This window comes from Sphingomonas sp. 3-13AW (assembly GCF_049311085.1).
GTDB lineage: Bacteria > Pseudomonadota > Alphaproteobacteria > Sphingomonadales > Sphingomonadaceae > Sphingomonas.
In genome coordinates this window covers 22,766-45,497 of sequence record NZ_JASNVZ010000010.1, presented here as the reverse complement: position 1 = coordinate 45,497, position 22,732 = coordinate 22,766, and the positions used below count along the sequence as shown (strand labels likewise).

General features: G+C 67.9%; 22 protein-coding genes. 8 read left to right on the top strand and 14 right to left on the bottom strand.

The window, feature by feature from the left end; genetic code table 11:
* Positions 1 to 15: 15 nt before the first annotated feature.
* Positions 16 to 714, top strand: coding sequence for a RadC family protein (gene radC, locus QP045_RS12130; RefSeq protein ID WP_422515247.1), 699 nt, complete (start codon positions 16 to 18; stop codon positions 712 to 714).
* Positions 715 to 812: 98 nt separating this feature from the next.
* Here the strand turns inward: radC and QP045_RS12125 are convergent, their stop codons facing one another.
* Positions 813 to 1,265 (bottom strand): calcium-binding protein, encoded by a 453-nt coding sequence (locus tag QP045_RS12125; protein ID WP_422515246.1) that lies wholly within the window; start codon positions 1,263 to 1,265, stop codon positions 813 to 815.
* 209 nt (positions 1,266 to 1,474) lie between these two features.
* On the opposite strand from QP045_RS12125, the gene purB reads away from it, so the two are divergent.
* Positions 1,475 to 2,791, top strand: coding sequence for an adenylosuccinate lyase (gene purB, locus QP045_RS12120; protein ID WP_422515245.1), 1,317 nt, complete (start codon positions 1,475 to 1,477; stop codon positions 2,789 to 2,791).
* A 122-nt stretch (positions 2,792 to 2,913) separates the two neighbouring features.
* Positions 2,914 to 5,088, top strand: a complete 2,175-nt coding sequence (locus tag QP045_RS12115) for a putative bifunctional diguanylate cyclase/phosphodiesterase (RefSeq protein ID WP_422515244.1) — start codon at positions 2,914 to 2,916, stop codon at positions 5,086 to 5,088.
* A 12-nt stretch (positions 5,089 to 5,100) separates the two neighbouring features.
* Here the strand turns inward: QP045_RS12115 and QP045_RS12110 are convergent, their stop codons facing one another.
* From QP045_RS12110 to dapF, 12 genes are all read right to left on the bottom strand, one after another.
* Complete coding sequence (locus QP045_RS12110) at positions 5,101 to 5,343, bottom strand: CBU_0592 family membrane protein (protein ID WP_422515243.1); 243 nt, start codon at positions 5,341 to 5,343, stop codon at positions 5,101 to 5,103.
* Positions 5,344 to 5,432: 89 nt separating this feature from the next.
* Positions 5,433 to 5,702, bottom strand: a complete 270-nt coding sequence (locus tag QP045_RS12105) for a hypothetical protein (RefSeq protein ID WP_422515242.1) — start codon at positions 5,700 to 5,702, stop codon at positions 5,433 to 5,435.
* Positions 5,692 to 5,904: a toxin-antitoxin system HicB family antitoxin gene (locus QP045_RS12100; RefSeq protein WP_422515241.1), complete on the bottom strand. Its 213-nt coding sequence runs from the start codon at positions 5,902 to 5,904 to the stop codon at positions 5,692 to 5,694. Before QP045_RS12100 ends, QP045_RS12105 begins: the two co-directional genes overlap by 11 nt.
* Before the next feature lies 1 nt (position 5,905).
* On the bottom strand, positions 5,906 to 6,793 hold the full coding sequence (locus tag QP045_RS12095; protein WP_422515240.1) for an SPFH domain-containing protein: 888 nt from the start codon (positions 6,791 to 6,793) through the stop codon (positions 5,906 to 5,908).
* Positions 6,794 to 7,074: 281 nt separating this feature from the next.
* Positions 7,075 to 7,596 (bottom strand): peptidoglycan-associated lipoprotein Pal, encoded by a 522-nt coding sequence (gene pal / locus QP045_RS12090; RefSeq protein WP_422515239.1) that lies wholly within the window; start codon positions 7,594 to 7,596, stop codon positions 7,075 to 7,077.
* A gap of 104 nt (positions 7,597 to 7,700) precedes the next feature.
* Positions 7,701 to 9,041 (bottom strand): Tol-Pal system beta propeller repeat protein TolB, encoded by a 1,341-nt coding sequence (gene tolB, locus QP045_RS12085; RefSeq protein WP_422515238.1) that lies wholly within the window; start codon positions 9,039 to 9,041, stop codon positions 7,701 to 7,703.
* An 11-nt stretch (positions 9,042 to 9,052) separates the two neighbouring features.
* Positions 9,053 to 10,039 (bottom strand): cell envelope biogenesis protein TolA, encoded by a 987-nt coding sequence (locus QP045_RS12080; protein WP_422515237.1) that lies wholly within the window; start codon positions 10,037 to 10,039, stop codon positions 9,053 to 9,055.
* 28 nt (positions 10,040 to 10,067) lie between these two features.
* Positions 10,068 to 10,508, bottom strand: coding sequence for an ExbD/TolR family protein (locus tag QP045_RS12075; protein WP_422515236.1), 441 nt, complete (start codon positions 10,506 to 10,508; stop codon positions 10,068 to 10,070).
* A 4-nt stretch (positions 10,509 to 10,512) separates the two neighbouring features.
* Positions 10,513 to 11,205: a protein TolQ gene (tolQ, locus tag QP045_RS12070; protein WP_422515235.1), complete on the bottom strand. Its 693-nt coding sequence runs from the start codon at positions 11,203 to 11,205 to the stop codon at positions 10,513 to 10,515.
* Positions 11,206 to 11,212: 7 nt separating this feature from the next.
* Positions 11,213 to 11,668 (bottom strand): YbgC/FadM family acyl-CoA thioesterase, encoded by a 456-nt coding sequence (locus tag QP045_RS12065; RefSeq protein ID WP_422515234.1) that lies wholly within the window; start codon positions 11,666 to 11,668, stop codon positions 11,213 to 11,215.
* 70 nt (positions 11,669 to 11,738) lie between these two features.
* Positions 11,739 to 13,589: a dihydroxy-acid dehydratase gene (gene ilvD, locus QP045_RS12060; protein WP_422515233.1), complete on the bottom strand. Its 1,851-nt coding sequence runs from the start codon at positions 13,587 to 13,589 to the stop codon at positions 11,739 to 11,741.
* A gap of 103 nt (positions 13,590 to 13,692) precedes the next feature.
* Positions 13,693 to 14,649 carry a diaminopimelate epimerase gene (gene dapF, locus QP045_RS12055; RefSeq protein ID WP_422515232.1) on the bottom strand — a complete coding sequence of 319 codons (957 nt, stop codon included), beginning with the start codon at positions 14,647 to 14,649 and terminating at the stop codon, positions 13,693 to 13,695.
* Between the two features lie 132 nt (positions 14,650 to 14,781).
* Between dapF and QP045_RS12050 the strand changes: the two genes are divergently transcribed.
* On the top strand, positions 14,782 to 17,265 hold the full coding sequence (locus QP045_RS12050) for a DUF2339 domain-containing protein (protein WP_422515231.1): 2,484 nt from the start codon (positions 14,782 to 14,784) through the stop codon (positions 17,263 to 17,265).
* Here the strand turns inward: QP045_RS12050 and QP045_RS12045 are convergent.
* Positions 17,219 to 17,695 (bottom strand): DUF6456 domain-containing protein, encoded by a 477-nt coding sequence (locus QP045_RS12045; protein WP_422515230.1) that lies wholly within the window; start codon positions 17,693 to 17,695, stop codon positions 17,219 to 17,221. The genes QP045_RS12050 and QP045_RS12045 overlap by 47 nt on opposite strands.
* A 90-nt stretch (positions 17,696 to 17,785) precedes the next feature.
* Between QP045_RS12045 and QP045_RS12040 the strand changes: the two genes are divergently transcribed.
* From QP045_RS12040 to QP045_RS12025, 4 genes are all read left to right on the top strand, one after another.
* The gene (locus tag QP045_RS12040) at positions 17,786 to 18,349 is read left to right on the top strand and encodes a helix-turn-helix domain-containing protein (RefSeq protein WP_422515229.1); all 564 of its coding nucleotides are present in this window, start codon (positions 17,786 to 17,788) and stop codon (positions 18,347 to 18,349) included.
* An 85-nt stretch (positions 18,350 to 18,434) separates the two neighbouring features.
* Complete coding sequence (gene ptsP, locus QP045_RS12035; protein WP_422515343.1) at positions 18,435 to 20,711, top strand: phosphoenolpyruvate--protein phosphotransferase; 2,277 nt, start codon at positions 18,435 to 18,437, stop codon at positions 20,709 to 20,711.
* Positions 20,712 to 20,823: 112 nt separating this feature from the next.
* Positions 20,824 to 21,663: a helix-turn-helix domain-containing protein gene (locus QP045_RS12030; RefSeq protein WP_422515228.1), complete on the top strand. Its 840-nt coding sequence runs from the start codon at positions 20,824 to 20,826 to the stop codon at positions 21,661 to 21,663.
* 123 nt (positions 21,664 to 21,786) lie between these two features.
* Entirely contained in the window at positions 21,787 to 22,728 is a 942-nt protein-coding gene (locus QP045_RS12025; protein ID WP_422515227.1) for a tetratricopeptide repeat protein, read from the top strand.
* The last annotated feature ends 4 nt before the right edge of the window (positions 22,729 to 22,732 follow it).

The following is a 22,732-nucleotide window of genomic DNA, read 5'->3' as shown; positions in this document are numbered from 1 at the left end:
TAGCCTCAACGCCTCATGAACGTATCTGCCTCCCAGGGGCCCAGCACCGACGGCACAGGCCACCGCGCACGACTCCGCGGCCGGCTGCTCGACGATGGCGGAGAAGCACTGCTCGACCATGAGCTGATCGAATATCTGCTCGCACTCGCCATCCCGCGCCGGGACACCAAGCCGCTGGCAAAGGCGCTGCTCCACGAATTCGGCGGACTGGGCGGACTGCTCTCCGCGGACCCCCGGGCGGTCGCCCGCGTGCCGGGGATGGGCGATACCGCCGTCGCCGCCCTCAAGATCGCCCACGCCGCCGCCATCCGGATGCTGCGGGGCGAAGTGGCGGCGCGGCCAGTGTTGTCCAACTGGCAGGCCGTGATCGACTATCTGCACGCCGAAATGGCCTATCACAGCATCGAGCGGGTGCGGGTGCTGCACCTCAATGTCCGTAACATGCTGATCCGTGACGAGCTGGTCGCGGAAGGATCCATCGACCAAGCGCCGATCTATGCGCGCGAGGTGATCCGCCGCGCGATCGAACTCGGCTCGGCCGCGATCATCCTGGTCCACAACCATCCGAGCGGCGACGCGACCCCCAGCCGCGCGGACATCGACCTCACCCGCATCGTGGTGCAAGCGGCCAAGCACCTCGACATTGCGGTGCACGACCATGTCATCATCGGCACCCAGGGCCATAGCAGCCTGCGCGCCAAGGGGCTGATGTAGGGAACCGCAAACGGCCGCCGGACAAAGGTCCAGCGGCCGGTACCGGCCCGGGGAACGGAGGCCGGAAGGGGGAAGTCTGCGGTTCGCGTGCCGGCGGTTTAGCCGGCGGCCTTGGTCAGGAAGGCCGTGAGTTCGGCCTTCGATACCGACTTCGACTTGTTCGTGTCCGCCTGTGCAAAGGCCTGGGTGATCCAGGTCTTCATCTCGGGGCTGTCCGCGCTCGCGCCCGGCTCACTCGCCGCTCGCAGCGAGGCCATCCAGGCACCGAACTGGGTCTGGCTCAGCTCTGCCTTGCCGCCGGAATATTTGGGGAATTCCTGCTCGACCACCTCGGCGATCTGCGTCGGCGACGTCACCGCCGTCGATTGTGCGGCCTGCGGGGATTGCGATGTCCCGGCGGCATCCGGTGTTGTCGCCGTCGGCGGCAAGCTTTGCGGACCCATGTCCGAGGTTCCGGAAGGACTGGTCGGCGTACCCATGGTGGATTGGCCGGTCTGCGCCATCGTCGGAACAGCAATGCTCATGGCACCGATCAAAAGAATCTGCTTCATCATCTCCAGCCTCCATCGTTTCTACTTGCGTGCACGTCGATCTGTTCAATCGATTCGCGCTGCTGGTATGCGGGATATAGGGACTACTTCTTTGGTTTCACCACCCCTGCACCTGAGTACAGGGTGCGGCCTGTCGGCTTTTCTGCTCGACTCGGGGGCCAGTCGTTGGCATTCGGCGGCCAAACGAAACTCCAGACAGGCAGACCCTTATGGTTCCCCGCTACGCCCGCCCAGAGATGACCGCGATCTGGTCGCCAGAGACTCGCTTTGCGATCTGGTTCGAGATCGAAGCGCACGCCACCGACGCGCTCGCGGAACTGGGCGTGGTGCCCAAGGAAGCTGCCGAAAAGATCTGGGCCGCGCACGAGGCCGCCGGCCCGTTCGACATCGCCCGCATCGACGCGATCGAGGCCGAGACCAAGCACGATGTCATCGCGTTCCTGACCCATGTGTCGGAGCGGACCGGCCCGGAAGCGCGCTTCCTCCACCAGGGCATGACCTCGTCCGACGTGCTCGACACCTGTCTTGCGGTCCAGCTCGCGCGCGCATCCGACATCCTGCTCGCCGACCTCGACCGGCTGCTCGAAGTGCTCAAGCGCCGCGCCTATGAGCACAAGTTCACGCCGACGATCGGCCGCAGCCACGGCATCCATGCCGAGCCGGTAACCTTCGGCCTCAAGATGGCGGAGGCCTATGCCGAGTTCGCCCGGAACCGCGCCCGCCTCGTCGCCGCCCGTGCGGACGTGGCAACCTGCGCGATTTCGGGTGCGGTCGGCACCTTCGCCAACATCGATCCGCGCGTCGAAGCCTATGTCGCGGACAAGCTCGGCCTCTCGGTCGAGCCCGTCTCCACCCAGGTGATCCCGCGCGATCGCCACGCGATGTTCTTCGCGACGCTGGGGGTCATCGCCTCCTCGATCGAGCGGCTCGCAACCGAAGTCCGCCACCTCCAGCGCACCGAAGTGCTTGAGGCAGAGGAGTATTTCTCGCCGGGCCAGAAGGGTTCGTCGGCGATGCCGCACAAGCGCAACCCGGTGCTGACCGAGAATCTGACCGGCCTCGCCCGCATGGTTCGCAGCGCTACCATCCCCGCGATGGAGAATGTGGCGCTGTGGCACGAGCGCGACATCTCCCACTCCTCGGTCGAGCGCTACATCGGCCCGGACGCCACCATCACCCTCGACTTCGCGCTCGCGCGGCTGACGGGCGTGATGGACAAGCTGCTCGTCTATCCGGCGCGCATGCAGAAGAACCTCGACCGCATGGGCGGCCTGGTCCACTCGCAGCGCGTGCTGCTGGCGCTGACCCAGGCGGGCGTGTCCCGCGAGGACGCCTATCGCCTGGTCCAGCGCAACGCGATGAAGGTGTGGGAATCAGACGGCGAACTGTCGCTGCTCGACCTGCTCAAGGCCGATCCCGAAGTCACCGCCGCACTGTCGCCGGAGGAGATCGAGGCGCGCTTCGACCTCGATTACCACTTCAAGAACGTCGACACGATCTTCGCCCGGGTGTTCGGCGAAGCGTGAATCCCGTTGCCCGGCTGCGAGACTGCGAGACTGCGTAGCCGGGCAACCACGGAGCCGCGTGTCTAACCGAACGTTAGGCAATTGCGGGCATAGCGACGGGCCCACTTTCGGCCAGAGACCGCATGCCGCTGCTACCGCTTCTCGCCCATGATGCAGACCGTCTCGCGGCGCTTGCCCGGTACGACGCGCTTGAGCCCGGAGTGGACTTGGGGCTGCACGACATCACCGAGCTCGCCGCGCGCGTTTTTGGCGCGTCGATCGCGGGCGTTTCCTTCATCGACAGAGACCGGCTGGTCTTCAAGGATGCAGTGGGTTCCGACCTCGACACGCTGTCGCGCGAAGGGTCGTTCTGCGCGCACATGCTGGGTAAGGAGTCCGCGCTGGTCGTGCTCGATGCGAGCGCCGATCCACGATTCGCCGGAAATCCGCACGTGGCCGGAGCGCGCCATATCCGGTTCTACGCGGGCGCGCCGCTGCGGACGCCAGAGGGGCACATCATCGGGACGCTCTGCGTGCTGGACACGGAACCGCGCAGTGCCTTCACCGACGCAGACGCGGCCAATCTGGCCGCGCTTGCGGGGATCATCATGGATCGGCTGGAGGTCCGGCGCCTGGACCTGGCACGCACCATCGGACAGTCGCGCTTCCGCAACATCGCCGCGACCTCTCCCGACGCGATCGTGATCGCCGACCAGCACGGCCGCATCAATTTCTGGAATCCGGGTGCCGAGGCGATGTTCGGCTTCACCGCGTCGGAGGCAGAGGGACAGGGCCTCGACCTTATCGTGCCACACGGCGGCCGGGGGATGCACGAGGCGCGCGTGATGCACGCGGCGCAGGGGGGATCGACCAAGCTCGTCGGCCGGAAAGTCGAACTGGTCGCGCTTCACAAGGACGGTCACACCTTTCCGATCGAGCTCTCCCTCTCGATGTGGGCGGAAGGGCCCAATTCCGCCTTCGGCTCGATCATGCGCGACCTGACGGAACGGCGCGCCGCCGAGGAACGGCTGTTCCACATGGCGCATTTCGACCACCTGACCGGGCTTTCCAATCGCGCGGCGCTACTGAACCGAACCTCCGCGCTGGTTACGGAGGATACGCCCTTCGCGCTGCTGATGCTGGACCTGGACCTGTTCAAGGATGTCAACGACACCCTTGGCCACTCCGCGGGCGACGCGGTGCTCAAGACCGTCGCCGGCCGGCTGCTCGATTGCGTCGGAGCGCTCGACATGGTTGCGCGATTGGGCGGTGATGAATTCGCGATCCTGCTTCCGCGGGACAATCCGCGTGCGCATGCGACCGAAATCGCGAGCTGCCTTACCGGTCGTATCGCGGCGCCGATCGTCCTCGATGGCCGGGATGTCCATGTCAGCGCCAGCGTCGGCATCGCGGTATTCCCGGGCGATGCCGACAATGCCGAGGACCTGCTCTCTGCCGCCGACCTCGCCCTCTACCAGGCGAAGGCGGAGGGTCGCCATTGCCAACGCTTCTACGCGCCGGCCCTGCGCAGCGCCGCCGTGCATCGCCGCGCGTTCGAAGGGGAGTTGCGGGAGGCGCTCGAACAGGGCCAGTTCCGCGTTCATTACCAGCCGCAGGTCCGCCTTGCCGACGGTGCACTGCTGGGGGCGGAGGCGCTGCTGCGCTGGCAGCATCCCCAGCGCGGGCTGCTTTCGCCCGACGCCTTCCTGCCCGCGCTGGAGGCGGGCGCGCTGGCGCATGATGTCGGCCTGTGGGTGCTGGACACTGCCTGTCGCCAGGCCGCGCTGTGGCGAGCGGTGGCGCCCGACTTCGTCGTCAGCGTGAACTTGTTCACCGCCCAGTTCCGCGACGGTTCGCTCACCGAACAGGTCCTCGCCGCGCTCGCCCGCCACGCGCTGCCCGCCACCGCCCTCGAACTGGAGGTGACCGAGAACGTGATCCTGCGTGAGGATCAGACGATGCTCGCGCCGCTGCGTGCGCTGCGTGCGCAGGGAGTGCGCGTCGCCCTGGACGACTTCGGCACCGGCTACGCCTCGCTCAGCGTGCTGAAGCGCTATCCGATCACCCGCATCAAGATCGATCGCAGCTTCATCCAAGACATCCTGAAGGACGAAGCCGACGCGGCCGTCGTGACGGCGATGATCTTCCTCGCTTCCAAGCTCGGCATCGACGTGGTCGCAGAGGGCGTCGAGAGCCGGGCCCAACATGCGTTTCTCGCGGACTGCGGCTGCGCGGTCGGCCAGGGCTATTTCTATGGCAGGCCGATGCCGGTGGCAGCGTTTGACGCACTGCTGTTCCAGCCCATCCGCGCCGCCTGAGCGGGCCTCCGCCTACCTCGCCCGCCGGACCCACAGACCGGCGATGGCGGCCAGCCCGATTCCCATCCAGATCGCGTTGTTGAAGACGGACGGCAGCGCGCCGTGGGCCCAGGAATTGATCGCCATTCCCAGCGCTCCGCCGACATTCATCACCTGATAGCACCAGCCGCGCGCATTGAGGTGTCCGGTCGACAGCAGCGCATAGGCGAGGAGGATCGACAGCGATCCCGTCCAGCCGACAACCTCGATCCACACGTCCCGCTCTCCCGCACTTCCGCCCGCCCCTCTTGAACGCGGCGCCCGCAACAGCAACCCTGTTGCGGCACATGTGGCGGAAAGCCTGGCTATTCGTCCCTTCCGCCCCAGCGCCACCGCCAGCCGCCCCGCGTGTGAATGGCCGCCAGAGCGAGCACGGCGAGCGTCAGCGCGGCTACGAAGATGCCGAACCCGACCGGATGATCCGCCGCTACGAAGCGGCACGCCAAGAGCACGATCGCGACGTATCCCCCCAGCAGCACCCAGCCCTGCCATGCGATCGGCATGCCGGCGCCATAGCCGAAGCGCTTGGGCGCGAACCACGCATCGTCCCGTTCGGCCTGAGAATCACGCGCCATCATCACGCTCCTTGGGTGGGCGGCCGCGCCGGACCGGTTCCGGATCGGCAAGCTTCACGCCACGCCGCGACAGTGCTTCGCGTAGCAGGCATTCGACCTGCGCATTGACGCTGCGCAGGTCGCCCGCCGCCGAGCGCTCGATCGCCGCGTAGAGTGCGGGATCGAGACGCAGGGCGAATGCCTTTTTGGAAGCGCCAGCCACGTTACTGGTACAGCGAGCCCGCGTTCACGACCGGCTGGGTATCGCGCTCCGAACAGAGCACCACCATCAGGTTCGACACCATCGCCGCGCGACGCTCGTCGTCCAGTTCGACCACATTCTTCTCCGACAGCTGGGCAAGCGCGGTCTCGACCATCGACACCGCCCCCTCGACCAGCTTCTGGCGTGCGGCGATGACCGCCTCGGCCTGCTGGCGGCGCAGCATCGCCTGGGCGATCTCCTGCGCATAGGCGAGGTGCGTGAGCCGGCACTCGTCGATATGAACGCCGGCGCTCGCCACCCGCTCCTGCAGTTCCACGCGCAACTCCTCGCTCACCACATCGGCGTTGCCCCGCAGGGTCATCTCCTCGTGGGTGAAGTCGTCGTACGGGTACCGCGAGCCGATGGCGCGCACGGCGCTTTCGATCTGCACCATCACGAACGCCTTGTAATCGTCGACGTCGAACAGCGCCTGGGCGGTGTCCGCCACCCGCCACACTACGTTGGACGCGATCTCGATCGGGTTGCCGCGCAGGTCGTTCACCTTCAGCCGTTCGGAGGTGATGTTGTGGATCCGCACAGAGATCTTGGACTTGGTGAGCCACGGCCAGTTCCAGCGGAGACCGGTCGTGCGGTCGGTCCCGCGATAGGCGCCGAACAGCAGGATCGCCGCCGCCTGATTCGGCTGGAGCAGGTAGAAGCCGCACGACAACAGCAGCACCGCGGTGATCGACACCGCCAGCAGGACGATGCCCCAGACATTCGCCTCCGCGTTGAGGCCGCCGAATACGGCAAGGACAATCAGTCCAAGCCCCACCAGCAGCATCATAAAGCCGTTGTACGCGTGCGCCGACCGCTCCCTGCTCTGCTGCAACACCCGATCCGATGTCATCTCCGCCTCCCTGTTAATGTGATATCACTTTTATATCACGATGAGGCGAATGCAAGCGGGATCGGCGACACCGTTGCTGGGTGGCTCGTTACGGCTTGGCAGGGGAAGGGTTCGGCACGTCGAGCGGCCGGCGAGCGGAGGCTGGCGGGAGTTCGGGGTCGCGGCGTGAAGCTTCGCGACGGCAGCGCCTTTGCGCCACGGACCGGGACGCGAGAGGTCCCCGGCGTCGATCGTCAACGGCAGCCGCCGGAACCTTCGCGGTTCCGGCGGCGCCTGCTTGCTTACTGAAGAACGACCGTCACGGCGCGGCGGTTTTTGGCATAGGAGCTCTCGTCCGAGCCGAGCGCCAGCGGGCGCTCCTTGCCATAGCTGATCGTGGTGATGCGCGAGGCCGAGACACCGCGTGCCGCCAGATAGTTGGAGGCTGCGTTGGCGCGGCGGTCGCCCAGCGCCAGGTTGTACTCGCGGGTGCCGCGCTCGTCGGCATGGCCTTCGATGGTGATGCGGACGTTGGGATAGCGCTGCAGCCACGCTGCCTGGCTGTCCAGGATCGAGCGCGCCTGCGGGTCGATGTCGTAGCTATCCAGCGCGAAATTGACGGTGTCGCTGGCGACCGACTGCTGGAAGTCCTCGCGGCTGCCCGGAACCACGCCGGTGCCGGTCTGGTTGCCGGCGCCGGTGTTGTCGATCGGTGCGGTCGTCTCGCCCGGTGCAGGCGGCAGCACCTCCGGCCGCTTCTTCGCGCAGCCTGCGGTGGCCAGAAGGGCCGCCGCCACGATCAACTTGCTCGTCAGTTTCGCCATCAGCTGTTCTCCTAAAGGTTACGATCGTATACTCCGCCACATCCGGATGCGACGGCAAGTGCTAAAAGCGGGTCGAGGGACGTTAACCCCCGTTTCGACCCCCATCAGGGACGTAGCGGACCCCAGCTCGGGTCGGAACCGTCGAGCGGCGTGGGGATGCGACGGGAATTCTGCCCGGTCAGGTCGACCGACCAGATGTCCGCCTTGCCCGCCCCGCCCTGCGACGCGCGGAAGAAGGTGATGACGCGGCCGTTGGGCGACCAGCTCGGCCCTTCGTCACCCCAGGCGTCGGACAACAGCTTCTCGCCGCCGCCCGACGGGCTCATCACGCCGATGCGGAAGCTGCCGCCGCCCTGGCGCGTGAACGCGATCAGGTCGCCGCGCGGGCTCCACGACGGGGTCGCATAGCGGCCGGAGCCAAAGCTGATGCGCTGCTGGTTCGATCCATCCGCGTTCATGACATAGAGCTGCTGCGTCCCGGAGCGATCGCTCTCAAACACGATCTTGCTGCCGTCCGGGGAATAGCTGCCGCCGGTGTCGATGCCGGGCGAGTTGGTCAGCCGCTGCGGCGTGCCGCCGGCGGCGGGCACGCGATAGATGTCGGTGTTCGACGCCTGCGCCATCGAGAACAGCACCCAGCGTCCATCCGGCGAGAACCGCGGCGCAAAGGTCAGGCTGGCGTTCTGGACGAGCAGCCGCTGACGCCCGGAGGCAAGGTCATAGACATAGATCGCCGGGCGATCATTCTGATAGCTCATGTAGACGATCGACTGCTGGTTCGGCGCGAAACGCGGCGTCAGCACGATCGACTGACCATTGGTCAGGAAGCGGTGGTTGGCACCATCCTGATCCATGATCGCAAGCCGCTTGATCCGCTTGCCCTTGGGGCCCGTCTCCGAGACATAGACGATGCGGCTGTCGAAATAGGGGCCCTCTCCGGACAGGCGGGTGTAGACCGTGTCGGCGCACTTGTGCGCGGCGCGGCGCCACTCGGCGGGAGCCACCACGAACCCCTGTCGGGTCAGCTCGGTGCGCGCGAACACGTCATAGAGATAGCAGCCGACCGTGAGCGTGCCGTCGCCGTTGGCGCGGACGAAGCCCTGCACCAGCGCCTGCGCCTGGGTTCCGGCCCAATAGCCGAAGTCCGGGGCCGTCGCCTGGGCGAACGGTACCGCGGCCACGCCCTGCGGTCCGCGCGGCGTGAACAGGCCCGAGTTCTTGAGGTCGTTGGCGACCACTTCGGCGAGCTGGCGGCCAAGCGCGCTGGTCTGGCCAGCGGCGGTGCTGACGTCGCTGGGGGTCGGCATGACCGGCACCGCGATCGGCATGGGATCGGAAATGCCGCCTTCGATGTCGACTTCGACCTGCGCAAAGGCGGGTGCCGCAAGGCCAAGACCAAGGGCGGCCGTCGCGAGCGCGGCAAGGCGGAACAGGGGGTTGGACATGGCTCTCTCCGTCAGCCGGGCAGCTTGTAGTTGATGGTGATATTCTTCCACCCGCCTTCATACAGCTCGGCGGGGAGCTTGAAGGGCGCGCACTGAATGATGGCCGCGGACGCGAGTTCCGCCACGCGCTGGGCATAACGCCCGTTCTCGTCGTCGATCCCCGTCTGCCCAAGCAGCTTGGGACGCGCCGTCAGGCTGCCGTCGCTGGCCATCTGCAGGTTGATGCGCGAGCGGATGCGATTGGCACCCGGCCCCGGATTGGTGATCCTGTTGGCGCATGGCTGGATCTGCCGGATGATGGCAGCGCCCAGCCCGGCCAGCGACTGCGCCCCCACCTCGGCCGCGCGCGCCGTCTGACCGGTGCCCTTTTCCTTGGCCGTCTCTGCCAGGCTCTTGGCGAAGTCGGATCCAAGGCGTGAGCCCCGTGGCTTGGCAGCCTTGGCCTCCGCATCGCTGCCGCTACCCTTGGCGGCCGCCTGCTTCGGCTTAGCGGCGGAGGCAGCGGGCTTGGCGAGAGCGGGCTTGGCCGCGGGCTTGGCGGCAGGCTTTGGCTCGGCCTTCGGCGCAGGCTTCTCGGGTGCCTTGGGCGCGGGCTTGGGATCCGGCTTCGGCTGCGGCTTGGGCGGCTGTGGCTTCGGCACCGGCTTGGGTGCGGGCTGCGGCTTGGGCGCAGGCTTCGGCTCCGGCCGGGGCTCGGGCTTCGGCTGTGGCGCCGGCGGCACGGGAGCCGGCTGCGGTTCGGGCTCGGGCGCAACTTCCTCCGGTGGCGCGGCATCCTCGGGCGCACCCTGGTCGGGCGCTACCGAATCCGCCGGCGCCTCGGTGTCCGCAGGCGCGGTGGACTCCAGCGCGACATCGTCGACCAGGCTCACGTCGATCGGAGGCGACAGCTTGAGGTCCTTGGGCTGCTCGCCTTTCCAGACGAGCGAAAGGCCGACGAACAGCAACAGATGGCCGATCGTCGCGCCGCCCAGCGCCCATGTATCCGTCCGGCTCATCGCCGCACCTCAGCTACCGGCCACACGATCAGGGCGCTTCCCCCTGGGTGGACACCAGCGCGACCCGGTTGAGCCCGGCGCGGTTGAGCTCGCCCATCACGAACATCACCCGCCCATAGTCGAGCGCCCGGTCCGCGCGCAGGAACACCTGTCGCGGCTCGGCGCCTGCGGGCTGGCTGCCGGCAATGCGCGCCAGCGCATCGGGCAGGGCCTGCTCGCTCACGGGCTCTTCGCCCAGATAGATGCCGCCGTCCGCGGAAAGCGACAGCTGCACCGGTTCCTGCTCCTGCTCGAGCCCCTTGGCCCGGCTGTCGGGCAGGTTCACGGGCACACCGGTGTTCAGCAGCGGCGCCGTCACCATGAAGATGATCAGCAGCACCAGCATCACGTCGACCAGCGGCGTGACGTTGATCTCCGCCATCGGGGTACGCCGGCCCTTCCCGCGGCTGGATGGAAGCTGCATCGCCATGGGCTTAGTCCACGCCTTCCAGCTGGCGGCTCAAGGTCGCGTGAAATGCGTCGGCAAAGCGATTGAGCCGCGCCTCGACCTGGTTGATGCGGTGGCTGAAGCGGTTGTACGCGATCACGGCCGGGATCGCCGCGAACAGGCCGATCGCGGTCGCGAACAGCGCTTCCGCGATGCCCGGCGCCACGACGGCGAGGCTGGTGTTCTGGGCAGCCGCGATGCCGGTGAAGCTGCGCATGATGCCCCAGACGGTGCCGAACAGGCCGACGAACGGTGCGACCGACCCGACCGTCGCCAGCACGTTCAGGCGATCCGAAAGCTTGTCGACTTCTTCCGCGACCGCCGAGCCCATGCTGGTCGCCAGCCGCTCACGCGTACCGTCGCGGTCGATGGTCGTGCTGGCGGTCGAACGGCGCCATTCCCGCACGCCTGCTGCAAATACCCGGGCGACCGAGGTCTTTCCGGTCACATGCTTCTTGTGAAACGCGTCGATATCCTCGGTCCGCTCGAACTCCTCGACAAAGTCCTCAGTGTCGCGGCGCACGCGACGCAGCCGGCCCAGGAAGGTCAGGATGATCGCCCAGGTCCAGATGCTGGCGAGCAACAGCCCCAGCATCACGGACTTCACGATCCAGTCGGCCTGCATGAACAGGGCGATCGGCGACATGGAGGCCGCGTCGGTATTTACGAGAACGTCCATCAGGCTCTCAGCTTTCCTTCCAGATCAGGGTCTCGAACGTGCGCCGCCAAGCCGACGGATGCCGGCGCGGGGTGCCCGATGGCGCCACAAAGGCCGCTTCGACCTCCGCTTGGGCTACCAACACCGAACCCTGCATGACTCGTTGATGAATGACGACCGAAGCCGCGCGCAATTGGATCATCCGGCTGGCCACCACCAGCACGTCGTTGAGACGCGCCGGGCTGGCGTAGCGAATGTGAAGGTCCCGGATCGCATAGGCCCCCTCGCCCGCATCGAACGCCGCACGCTGGTCGCATCCGGCCAGCCGCAGCATGTCCGACCGCGCCCGTTCCATATAGCGCAGGTAATTGGCGTGATAGACGACGCCGGACAGGTCCGTGTCCTCGAAATAGACGCGCAGGGTAAAGCGATGCTCCGCACCATCGAAGCGGCCTTCACTCGGGCAGTCCAAGGGCGACGTCATCCGCGCGGGTCTAGCCGAGGCGGCACGGCCGGGGAAGAGTCCGCGGGCAGGCGAGCTCTTCCCCCTGCGCTTATCGCTCCACCTGGCTCACGTCGCGCATCGCGCCCCGCGCGGCGTTGGTGGTGAGCGCGGCATAGGCGCGCAGTGCCGGCGACACGTTGCGCTTGCGCCCGAACGGCTTCCACGCCCGGTCGCCGCGCGCTTCCATTGCGGCACGCCGCTCGGCGATCACCGCCTCATCGAGGTCGAGGCGGATGCCGCGGTTGGGGATATCGATCAGGATCGGATCGCCCGTCTCCACCAGTGCGATGAGCCCGCCTTCGGCCGCTTCCGGCGAGACATGGCCGATCGAGAGTCCCGAGGTGCCGCCGGAGAAACGCCCGTCCGTGATCAGCGCACAGGCTGCCCCGAGGCCCTTCGACTTCAGATAGCTGGTCGGATAGAGCATCTCCTGCATGCCCGGCCCGCCCTTCGGCCCCTCGTAGCGGATGACGACGACGTCCCCGGCTTGGACCTGGTTTCCCAGGATCCCGACCACCGCCGCGTCCTGGCTCTCATAGACGCGCGCGCGACCGCGGAAGGTCAGGATGGAATCATCGACCCCCGCCGTCTTCACGATGCAGCCTTCCGGCGCGAGATTGCCGAACAGCACCGCTAGGCCACCGTCCTTGGAGAAAGGGTGCTCGGTCGAGCGGATCACGCCGTTCTGGCGGTCGGTGTCGAGGTCCTCCCAGCGTTGGGACTGGCTGAACGCGGTCTGGGTCGGCACCCCGCCCGGCGCCGCGCGGAAGAACTCGCGCACTTCCTCGCTGTTGGTACGGCCGATGTCCCACCGGCCCAGCGCCGCCGCCATCGTGGGCGCGTGCACGGTCGGCAGGCTCGTGTCGATTAGCCCGCCGCGCTCCAGCTCGCCCAGGATCGACATGATCCCGCCGGCGCGGTGCACGTCCTCCATGTGCACGTCCGCCTTTGCAGGCGCGACCTTGCACAGACACGGGACGCGGCGCGAAAGCCGGTCGATATCCGCCATGGTGAAGTCCACCTCCGCCTCATGCGCGGCGGCGAGCAGGTGAAGCACCGTATTGGTCGATCCGCCCATCGCGATGTCGAGGCTCATCGCATTCTCGAACGCTCCCCGCGACGCGATGCCGCGCGGCGTCGCGGTGACATCGTCCTGCTCGTACCAGCGGCGGGCGAGGTCGACGACCACATGCCCGGCCTCCCGGAACAGCTTCTCGCGGTCGGCGTGCGTTGCGAGCGTGGAACCATTGCCGGGCAGCGACAGGCCAAGCGCTTCCGTCAGGCAGTTCATCGAATTGGCGGTGAACATGCCCGAGCAGCTGCCGCAGGTCGGGCATGCCGCGCGCTCGACGTCCGCCACTTCCTCGTCGGTGTAGCTTTCGTCGGCTGCGACCACCATCGCATCCACCAGGTCGAGCGCGCGCGTCTTGCCCTTCACGACGACCTTGCCGGCTTCCATCGGCCCGCCGGACACGAAGACGGCGGGAATGTTGATGCGTAGTGCCGCCATCAGCATCCCGGGCGTGATCTTGTCGCAGTTGGAGATGCACACCATCGCATCGGCGCAGTGCGCGTTGACCATATATTCGACGCTGTCGGCGATCAGCTCGCGGCTTGGCAGCGAATAGAGCATGCCGTCATGGCCCATCGCAATGCCGTCATCGACCGCAATGGTGTTGAATTCCTTTGCAACGCCGCCTGCGGCCTCGATCTCGCGCGCGACCAGCTGGCCCAGGTCCTTCAGGTGGACATGGCCCGGGACGAACTGGGTGAAGCTGTTGACCACCGCGATGATCGGCTTGCCGAAATCGGAGTCCTTCATCCCCGTCGCGCGCCAGAGCCCGCGGGCGCCGGCCATGTTTCGGCCGTGGGTGGTGGTACGCGAACGATATTTCGGCATTGTAGCTCTTCCCTGAAATCGCGCCGCCACTAGCCCCAGGACCCAGTCGTCGCAACATATTATTGCGTGATCCTGGTTCCCGGAGAAATTTCAGGAATGATGCTTAGCGTGAAATCGTTGCCAGCATCTCGTCCCAAGCGGCCACTTCTGCCGGCCTGCGCCCGATCACTTCCAGCGCGCTGAGCGCGCCCGTCTCCGGATCGAAGGAAATCCTGCCGTCCCATTCGAAGGTGGCATTGCCGGCGATCGTGACCTCTGCCGCCTGGGTCGCGCTCGCACGGACCATGCCGCCGCGGTTGAAGACCTGCGTCTCGCGATCGAATGCGATGCGTCCAGTGCGCGCCGCCGCATAGGTCGACGCTGCCATCGCACTGCCGCAGCTGTTGGTAAGTCCCACCCCGCGCTCATAGGTGCGCACGAACAGTGCCGGCGCCTCGGCACTGCCGCGTACCTCGACGAAGCTGACGTTGCCGCGTGCGGGCAGCAGCGCGGGCCCGGCCTCGCACCAGTCGCCGAGCGCCACCAGCTCCGCCTCGTCCACCCGGTCGACGAAGCTCACCAGATGGGGGTTCGGCATCGCGACGGCGGTGAACGCCCGCTCGCTCGGGAAGCCCGGGATCGGGGCATCGATCACCTCGCGCGCATCAATCCGCAGGCCGACGTCCGAAGCGAGGGTCGAGACGGGCCCCACCCGCGTGCGGATGGTGGTCACTCCGGGCGCCAGCTCCGGCTGCAATGCCGCCTCGGCATCGCTGGTCTTCAGCAGCACCCGCGCCTCGGCGATGCCCAGCCGCTCGAACCCCAGCCGGGCGGTGCAGCGTACGCCGTTCAGGCAGGTTTCCGCTTCGCTGCCGTCCGGGTTGAACATGCGCATTCCAAAGGCGTGCGTTGCGTCACCGCGGGTCAGCAGCAGCAGTCCGTCGCCCCCGACCGGGCCGGCGCGATCGGCGAGCGCGCGGGCGAGGCGCACCCACGCATCTTCGGGCAGATCCAGCGCACGGGCATCCACCAGCGGGAAGTCGTTGCCCGATCCGTGACATTTGACGAACTCGATCTGCATGGCTCGGCGCTCCGTTGGATGCCCGCGCATATAGAGGTGCAAGCGCCGTCGTCCACCGGTGGCACGGTGGCGGTCCGATTTGCGGCGGACTTGGCGGCATAGCTGTGCCACAAGTCGGGCGTGGACCTGTTGATGACGTTCCTGTTCGCCGGCACCGTGGCGGCGCTTGTCGTGATGTGGCGCCGGCTTAGTGCAGTGGAGCAAGAGGTTGCGCACCTCCGCGATGCGCTGGCCGATGCCCGGCACGCCAGCCGTCCGACAGAAGCAGGTCCGGTCGAGCGTCGCGTCGAGCCTGTCGCCGTCCGCCCTGCTCGCGCAACCGTTCCTGCCCAGGCCGACGCAGCGCCAGAGCCGGCGACACCACCCAAGCCACGCTTCGAGATGCCGAGCTTCGAGGCGCTTGTCGGTGGTCGACTGCCCGTATGGGTCGGCGGCGCCGCACTCGTCTTGGCCGGCATTTTCCTGGTCCGCCTGTCGATCGAGAGCGGGTTGCTATCGCCCGCTATCCGGACGGTGCTGGCCGGGCTGTTCGCGCTGCTGTTGCTGGCCGGCGGCGAAGTCGCACGCCGATTGCCGGCCACCCGCGAAGACCCCCGCATCGCGCAGGTATTCTCCGGAGCCGGCATCGCCAGCGCCTATGCCACGCTGTACCTCGCCGCCGCGCTTTACCATCTGATGAGCCCGATCGCGGGCTTTGCGATGATGCTGGCCATCACCGCCGCCGCCCTCGCATTGGCGCTGCGTCACGGACCGCCCACCGCCATCATGGCGCTGGCGGGCGGGTTTGCGGCGCCGCTGGTCGCGGGGTTCGACGCCGCCGGGATCGGCCCGCTGCTCGTCTACCTAGGACTGTTCGTGTCCGCGCTCCTGTGGCTCGCAGTCACGCGCGGCTGGATGTGGCTGGCGCTGGCGGCGGGCGCGTCGGCATTCGGCTGGGCGAGTTTCCTGCTGGCAGAGGTCCGCCCGGACCAGGCCGCCGGCGTCGCCGCCTTCATTGTCGCACTCTCGCTCGGCGTCACCCTCGCGCTGCCTTCGACCGGCATCCAGCGGCCCTGGCTGCGCGCCGCACCGATGGTCGCCGGCCTGGCCCAGCTGCTGCTGGCCGCGCCCTTGCTCGATTTCGGCCTGCTTGCCTGGGGCTTCTACCTCGTCCTCTCCGCGGCCGCGATGTTCCTTGCGTGGCGCGATCGCAAGCTGATGCCCGCGCCCCTCGCCGCCCTGGGCCTGGTGCTGGTGCTGATCGGAATAGGCCTCGCCCGCCCGACGCCGGGTGTAACCCCGATTGCCGCGGTGCTTGCGACATTGCTCTTCGCCGTCCCCGGCCATGTGCTGTCCCGCGAAGGACGCGGATGGGCGCTGCTGGGGGTAGTGGGCACTGCGGGTCCGGTATTGGCCGCACAGCTTTCTGCCTCGAACCTGCTCGCGGACCATCTCTGGTGCCTGCTGGACCTGCTGCTGGCGAGCGCCTGCGCGTGGCTGAGCTGGCGGCACCGCGACCGCATCGGTACCCGGGATCCGGGTCTCGTCGGCGGCGCCGTTGCGGCGTCCCTGCTGCTGTGGATCGGCCTCCAGCAAATAGTGCCCGGGGCATTGGCGGCGTTGCCGCTCGCCGCCGCAATGGCGGCGCTCGCGGCCTGGGGTCGCCAGACCAGGGACGCCACGGTGCGTCAGGTGACCGTCCTGCCGTTGCTCGCACTCATCGTGGTGGCGGTCATCCCGATCGGGGAAGTCGGCGAGGCCATCGGCAGGTCGATCTTTGGCGAGATGCTACCCTATCGACTGCTGCCGTCGCTGCGGGACACCCTTCGCTTCCTGGCACTACCGACCGTCGTGCTCGTGACGATCCTGTTTGCCGATCGAGAGAGCTTCGGCCGCGCCCGCCGCTTCGCCGTCGCCCTGGCCGCGGGTGCGGTGCCTGTCATCGCCTATATCCTCCTGAAGCAGCCGCTCGCGATCGCCACTCCTGCTCGCTTCGAAGCCTATGGCTTCGTAGAGCGCGCCGTCATCACCCAGGCGCTGCTGGTCGCCGGCTGGGCCCTGTTGCGCGCCGGCCGGTTCGCCCGTGGAGCGGCGCTGCTGCTTGCGATCGGTGTCGCGCGGATCGCCTGGTTCGATCTGTTGATCTTCAATCCCGCCGCCGTTGCCCAGCAGGTCGGCGCGATCCCGGTGCTCAATGCAGCGACCCTGAGTGCCGCGCTCGCCGCAGCCCTGTTCTGGACCTTGCCCGTGCGGCGCGGCACCCGCGCGGTCGCTGCCGCGCTCACCCTGCTGGCGCTGATCGCGACGGTCCGCCAGGCGACCCATGGCAGCATCCTCACCGGTCCGCTCGGCACGGGCGAGAACTGGGGCTATTCGGCCGCGATGCTGGGCCTGTCATTGTTCTGGCTGTGGCGCGGCATCACCACCAAGGCCGCCGACCTGCGTCTGCTCGGCCTGCTGCTGCTTACCGCCACCACGCTCAAGGTCTTCCTGGTCGACGCCGCGGCCCTGGAAGGCGTGCTGCGCATCCTCTCCTTCCTGGGCCTCGGCCTCGCGCTGATCGGTATCGGCTGGGCCTATCGCCGCTTTCTCACGGAAGCCGATAATGCTCCGCCAGCCGATCCAGTGCGAGCGTAAGCACCAGCCGCCCGGCCCGCGCCGGCCAGCCCAGCGCCTTTTCGGCCGCGGGCAGCCCCTCGCCCGCACACACCACCCGCCACAGCACGTCGGCGAGACCCGGCCCCGCCGCCGCGACCGCGGCGTCGAACCGGCGCTTGGCCGACAGTTGCGGCCCGCCCGGGGTTCCGGTCGAGGGCGCGCCCCGGCTGCCGCTGCCGGTGGGTGCTGCGTCCCAGCGCATCGTCACGCGCGCACCCAGGCACGCGGCCTCATAGTCGTCGCGCAACTGCTCACCCGCATCATATTGCCGCACCGACACGAGCCCGCGGGCGCGCAGCCATGATAGCGGCGATTCCGCCAGGTTCACCGTAACATTGCGACGCCCCCGTGCTGCCGGGCGGCTTCCCACCCGACCGTCTTCCAGGCTTCGTTCTGCAAGCTCGCGCATCCTCGGTCTCCTTCTGCCGACTCGCACTTGCCACAGCGGCGTGTTTGTAGGACATAGAGAAACCGATTTGGTTTGTTGCGGGAGCCGGACATGATCACCGCCATTCGCGAAGTGCGCCGTGCCAAGGGCCTGACCCTGGAGGAGGTGGCCCAGCGCTGCCGCCCCGCGACCACGGCCCAGACGATCGGGCGGCTCGAGACCGGCACCCGAACCGTGTCGATCGGCTGGCTCAACCGTATCGCAGAAGCACTGGAGGTCGATACCGCCGACCTCGTGAAGCTGCCCGACCGCCCCGACGTCGCCGTCGCCGCGATCCTGGACGGAAGCGGCGCCACCGCCCCGCGGCGTCCCGCGACCGTCGCGGCCCCGCGCGTCGACCCGAACCTTGTCGCGGTCACCGTCTCCGGCGGCGTCGGCGATTACCGGGCCGGAGATGAAATCTGGTGCGCCCGGCTGATGCCCGAGGCGTTCGGCAAGGCCATGAACCGCGACGTGTTGGTGCCCCGGTCCGCAGGCCGCTTCGTGTTCGGCCGCTTGCTCGCGCGTGACGGCGGCAAGCTTCACCTCCTGCCGCCCGGCGCCGGTAACCGCCAGCAGGTCGTGCCGGAGCCCGCATGGCTCGCGATGGCGGTGCGGCTGGTGCGTACGCTGTGATGCCGTCTTTCTTCGTGCCACAATTCGTTACGCAACACCCCGGCTGCGCGATGGTGTCGGTCGCAATGGCATGGTAGCCACCCCCATGCCCGCATCGGCCGCCGCCTCCGCCCGAGAAATTCTCACCCGCCTCCACGATGTGATGGCGTCGCGCGCCCCTGCGCAAGCCAAGCTCAACAGCGTGGTCAACATCATCGGACAGACGCTCGATAGCGAGGTCTGCTCGATTTACTTGCTTCGGGAAGGGGTATTCGAGCTCTTCGCGACCGTCGGACTTGCGGAAGAAGCGGTGCACGTCACCAAACTCGCCCCTGGCGAAGGTCTCGTCGGCACGATCGCCGCCAATGTCGAGACGCTGAACCTGGCCGAGGCGGCGAGCCACCCCGACTTCGCATACCGCCCCGAAACCGGCGAAGAGCGCTTCCACAGCTTTGCCGGCGTGCCGATCATCCGGCGCGAGCGAGCCGTGGGCGTGCTCGCGGTTCAGCACACCGAACCGCGCCGCTATGACGACGTCGAGATCGAGGCGTTGCAGACGGTGGCGATGGTGCTGTCGGAACTGATCGCCAACGCCGATCTGATCGATTCCACCGGCCCGTCCACGACCAGCCGCCCGCAGGCGACCGGAACCGTTCGCGTCAACGGCTTCAAGCTCGTCGAGGGCATGGGGGCCGGGGTCGCCGTCTTCCACCAGCCGCGGGTGACCGTGGAGCATACGGTCGCCGAGGACACCGAAGCCGAACGCCACCGCGTCTATGCTGCCTTCGACAAGATGCGGGAACAGATCGACCGCATCACCAGCCAGGCCGAGTTCGGCGTCGGCGGCGAACATGAAGAGGTCATCGCGACCTACAAGATGTTTGCCTATGACGAGGGCTGGTCGCGCCGCATCAACGAGGCGATCGATTCAGGCCTGACCGCGGAGGCTGCGATCGAGCGCGTGCAGCAGCGGACCCGCATGCGCATGCGCGAGATTTCCGATCCGCTGCTTGCCGATCGCATGCACGACCTGGAGGACCTGTCCAACCGGTTGCTGCGCATCGTTTCCGGACAGCTCGGCACCGCCGCGCAATTGGGCTTGCGGCAGGACACGATCCTGATCGCCCGCAACCTCGGCCCGGCGGAACTCCTCGAATATGATCGCCGCCGCCTGAAGGGCGTCGTGCTGGAGGAAGGCTCGCTCACCGCGCATGTGACCATCGTCGCGCGGGCGATGGGGGTCCCTGTGCTGGGGCGCGTCCGCGACGTTCGCCGCCTGATCTCGGAGGGCGACCGCCTGCTCTTGAACGCGGCCGAAGATTATCTGGTCATCCGCCCGTCGGCCGACCTGGAAGAGGCGTTCGAGGCCAAGCTCCTCTATACCCAGCGCCGCCGTGCCGCCTTTGCGGCGCTGCGTACCGAGCCTCCCGTTACCCGCGACGGCGATCGCATCACCCTGATGGTGAACGCCGGACTGCGCGACGACGCCGCTGCGCTCGACCTGACCGGTGCCGACGGCATCGGCCTGTTCCGCACCGAGTTCCAGTTCCTGGTTTCCTCCACCCTGCCCTCGCGCGAGCGTCAGCAGCGCCTCTATCGCGAAGTGCTCGACGTCGCCGGCGAGCGACCGGTGGTGTTCCGCACCGTCGACATCGGCGGTGACAAGGCGCTGCCCTATCTCTCGAGCGGCGACCATGAGGAAGAAAATCCTGCGATGGGCTGGCGCGCCTTGCGCCTGGCACTGACCCGCGAGGGTTTGATGAAGGCCCAGGCGCGCGCCCTCATCGAGGCTGCCGCCGGCCGCACCCTGCGCGTCATGTTTCCCATGGTTTCGGAGCCGTGGGAATTCGAGCAGGCCCGTTCGCTGTTCGAACGCCAGCGCGAATGGGTCGCGGCGCGTGGGCGCATGCCTCCGACCGAAATTCTCTATGGCGCGATGCTCGAAGTGCCGGCGCTGGCCGAGGCGCTCGATCTCCTGTTCCCGCGCCTCGACTTCCTGTCGATCGGTACCAACGACCTTACCCAGTTCCTGTTCGCCGCCGACCGGGCGCACCCGCTGCTGGCGCTTCGCTACGACTGGCTGAGCCCGGCGATCCTCCGCTTCCTGCGCCGGGTCGTACGCCAGACCCAGGCCGCGGGCATTCCCGCGACCGTGTGCGGGGAAATGGGCGGCCGGACGCTGGAGGCGATGGCGTTGCTGGGGCTCGGGATCGACCGGCTGTCGATTACCCCGGCCGCCGTGGGGCCGGTAAAGGCGATGATCCATTCGCTCGACCGGGCTGCGATCAAGGCGGAGATGGAGAGGCTGCTCGCCGCGCCCCCCGCGGACATGCGCGCCACGCTGACTGCCTGGGCGCAGAATAATGGAGTTGAACTGGCGTGAAACGGCGGCGGATCCGCACGTCTCGCCGTTGACACAGGTTTACGTGTGTCCGAAACCTCCCGCGGAGACGGGGACCGGACGTACATGAAAATCCCCCTGCGTGGAGAATGGAATGGGTGAGGGCGAGGGCGCCGTGGATCGGGCCCCGGCATCGATGAAGGCAGGCGAACGGTTGCGGCAGGCGCGCGAGGCCCAGGGCCTCGACCTTGCCGAGGTCGCGGCGCGTACCCGGATCCCCCAACGGCATCTGGAGGCGATCGAAACCTCCAACTTCTCGCAGCTGCCCTCCACCACCTATGCGATGGGCTTCGGTCGCTCCTATGCGCGCGCGGTGGGCCTCGACGAGGTGGCGCTGGCGCGCGATCTGCGCCGCGAACTCGACGTCAGCTATCAGCGCCGCGAACCGCGGCCCGATCTTCAGCCGCATGCCCCGCCGCGTTTGCCTTCCAAGGGTCTTGCCAATGGTGGCCTGATCGCCGTCGCGGTGATCCTCGTGCTGCTCGCGCTCTGGTTCGGAACCGGTTGGCTGCGCGGCGGCGACACCCCGCCTGCGCAACAGGCGACGGCGGAGAGCGAGCTTGGCGTGATGCCGGTGCCCGCCGTCGCTGCGGTGGAACCCACCCCGGCGCCGGCAACCGGCAGCCAGGTGACGCTCGCCGCCACCGATGAGGTGTGGGTGCGCGTCTACGACGCCGCCGGCAAGACGCTGATGCAGAAGACGATGGCGGCGGGCGAGCGCTATGACGTCCCGGCCGATGCCAATGCCCCGATGATCAACGTGGGCCGTCCGGACAAGCTCGCGATCACCATCAACGGATCGTCGGTGGCCCCGCTCGGCACGGGCGCCCGCCCGATCAAGGACATCGGCATCAGCGCCCAGGCGCTCCGCGCCCGCGATGGCGGCGGCACGCCCGCCGCCGCAGCAGCAGCCGCCACCACGCCCCAGGGCTGATGCCCGGTCCTTAGCGCCCCGGGGTTTTTACGGGGCGCTTAAGGCTGGCGACAGCTTCGCCGGACCATTAGGGTTCGTTCCAATTCAATTCCCACCGGGGGGTGTCACGACATGCGTATCCTCATGACGCTTCCGCTTCTCGCGGCCGGCCTCGCAGTTTCCGTTCCCGCCAGCGCACAAACCGCGATCGAGGGCCGAGTGAACAAGCTCGAGCGCGAGATGCGCGCGGTCCAGCGCAAGGTGTTCCCGAACGGCGCCCAGGCGCAGGTCGAGCCGCAGATCACCGCTCCCCAGACGCCACTTGAGGCACCGGGCACGCCCGCGAGCAGCCCGATCGCCAATCTGGAGTCGCGCGTCGCAGCGCTTGAATCGCAGCAGATGACGCTGACCGGCCAGGTCGAGCAGGCGCAGTACAAGTTGCGCCAGATGGAGGAGGCGTTCGAGGCCTATCGCCGCGCCAACGACGGCCGTCTGACCGCACTCGAAGGCGGCGCCGCGACCGCACCTGCTCCGGACGACCGCAGCGCAAGCGAAAGCGCCGCCGCTGCGCCGGCTCGTGTGCCCGGCAACGGCGGCGGCGTGCTGAAACTCCCGAGCGAGACCGCCGCCAAGGCGCCGCCAGCGGCGGCTCCGGAAGTTGCAGCGGCCGGCGTCGAGAAGCCCGCGCCGAGCGGCGACCCGGCCGAGGACGCCTATGTCTATGGCTATCGCCTGTGGGCGGCGAAGCGCTATTCGGAGGCGGCCACCCAGCTCAAGACGGTCGTCGACAAATATCCCAAGCACCGCCGCGCCAGCTGGGCCCAGAACCTGATCGGCCGCTCCTATCTCGACGATGGCAAGCCCAGCCTCGCCTCGATCGCGTTCTACGACAATTACAAGAAGATGCCGGACGGCGAACGCGCGCCCGACAGCCTCTACTATCTCGCCGACGCGCTGGTGCAGCTCAAGAAGCCCAAGGACGCCTGCGAAGTCTATGCCGAGCTGTCGGACGTCTATGCCAACCGCATCTCGGCAACGATGAAAGCCGACATTCAGCGTGGACGCGCCGCCGCCAAGTGCAGCTGATCCG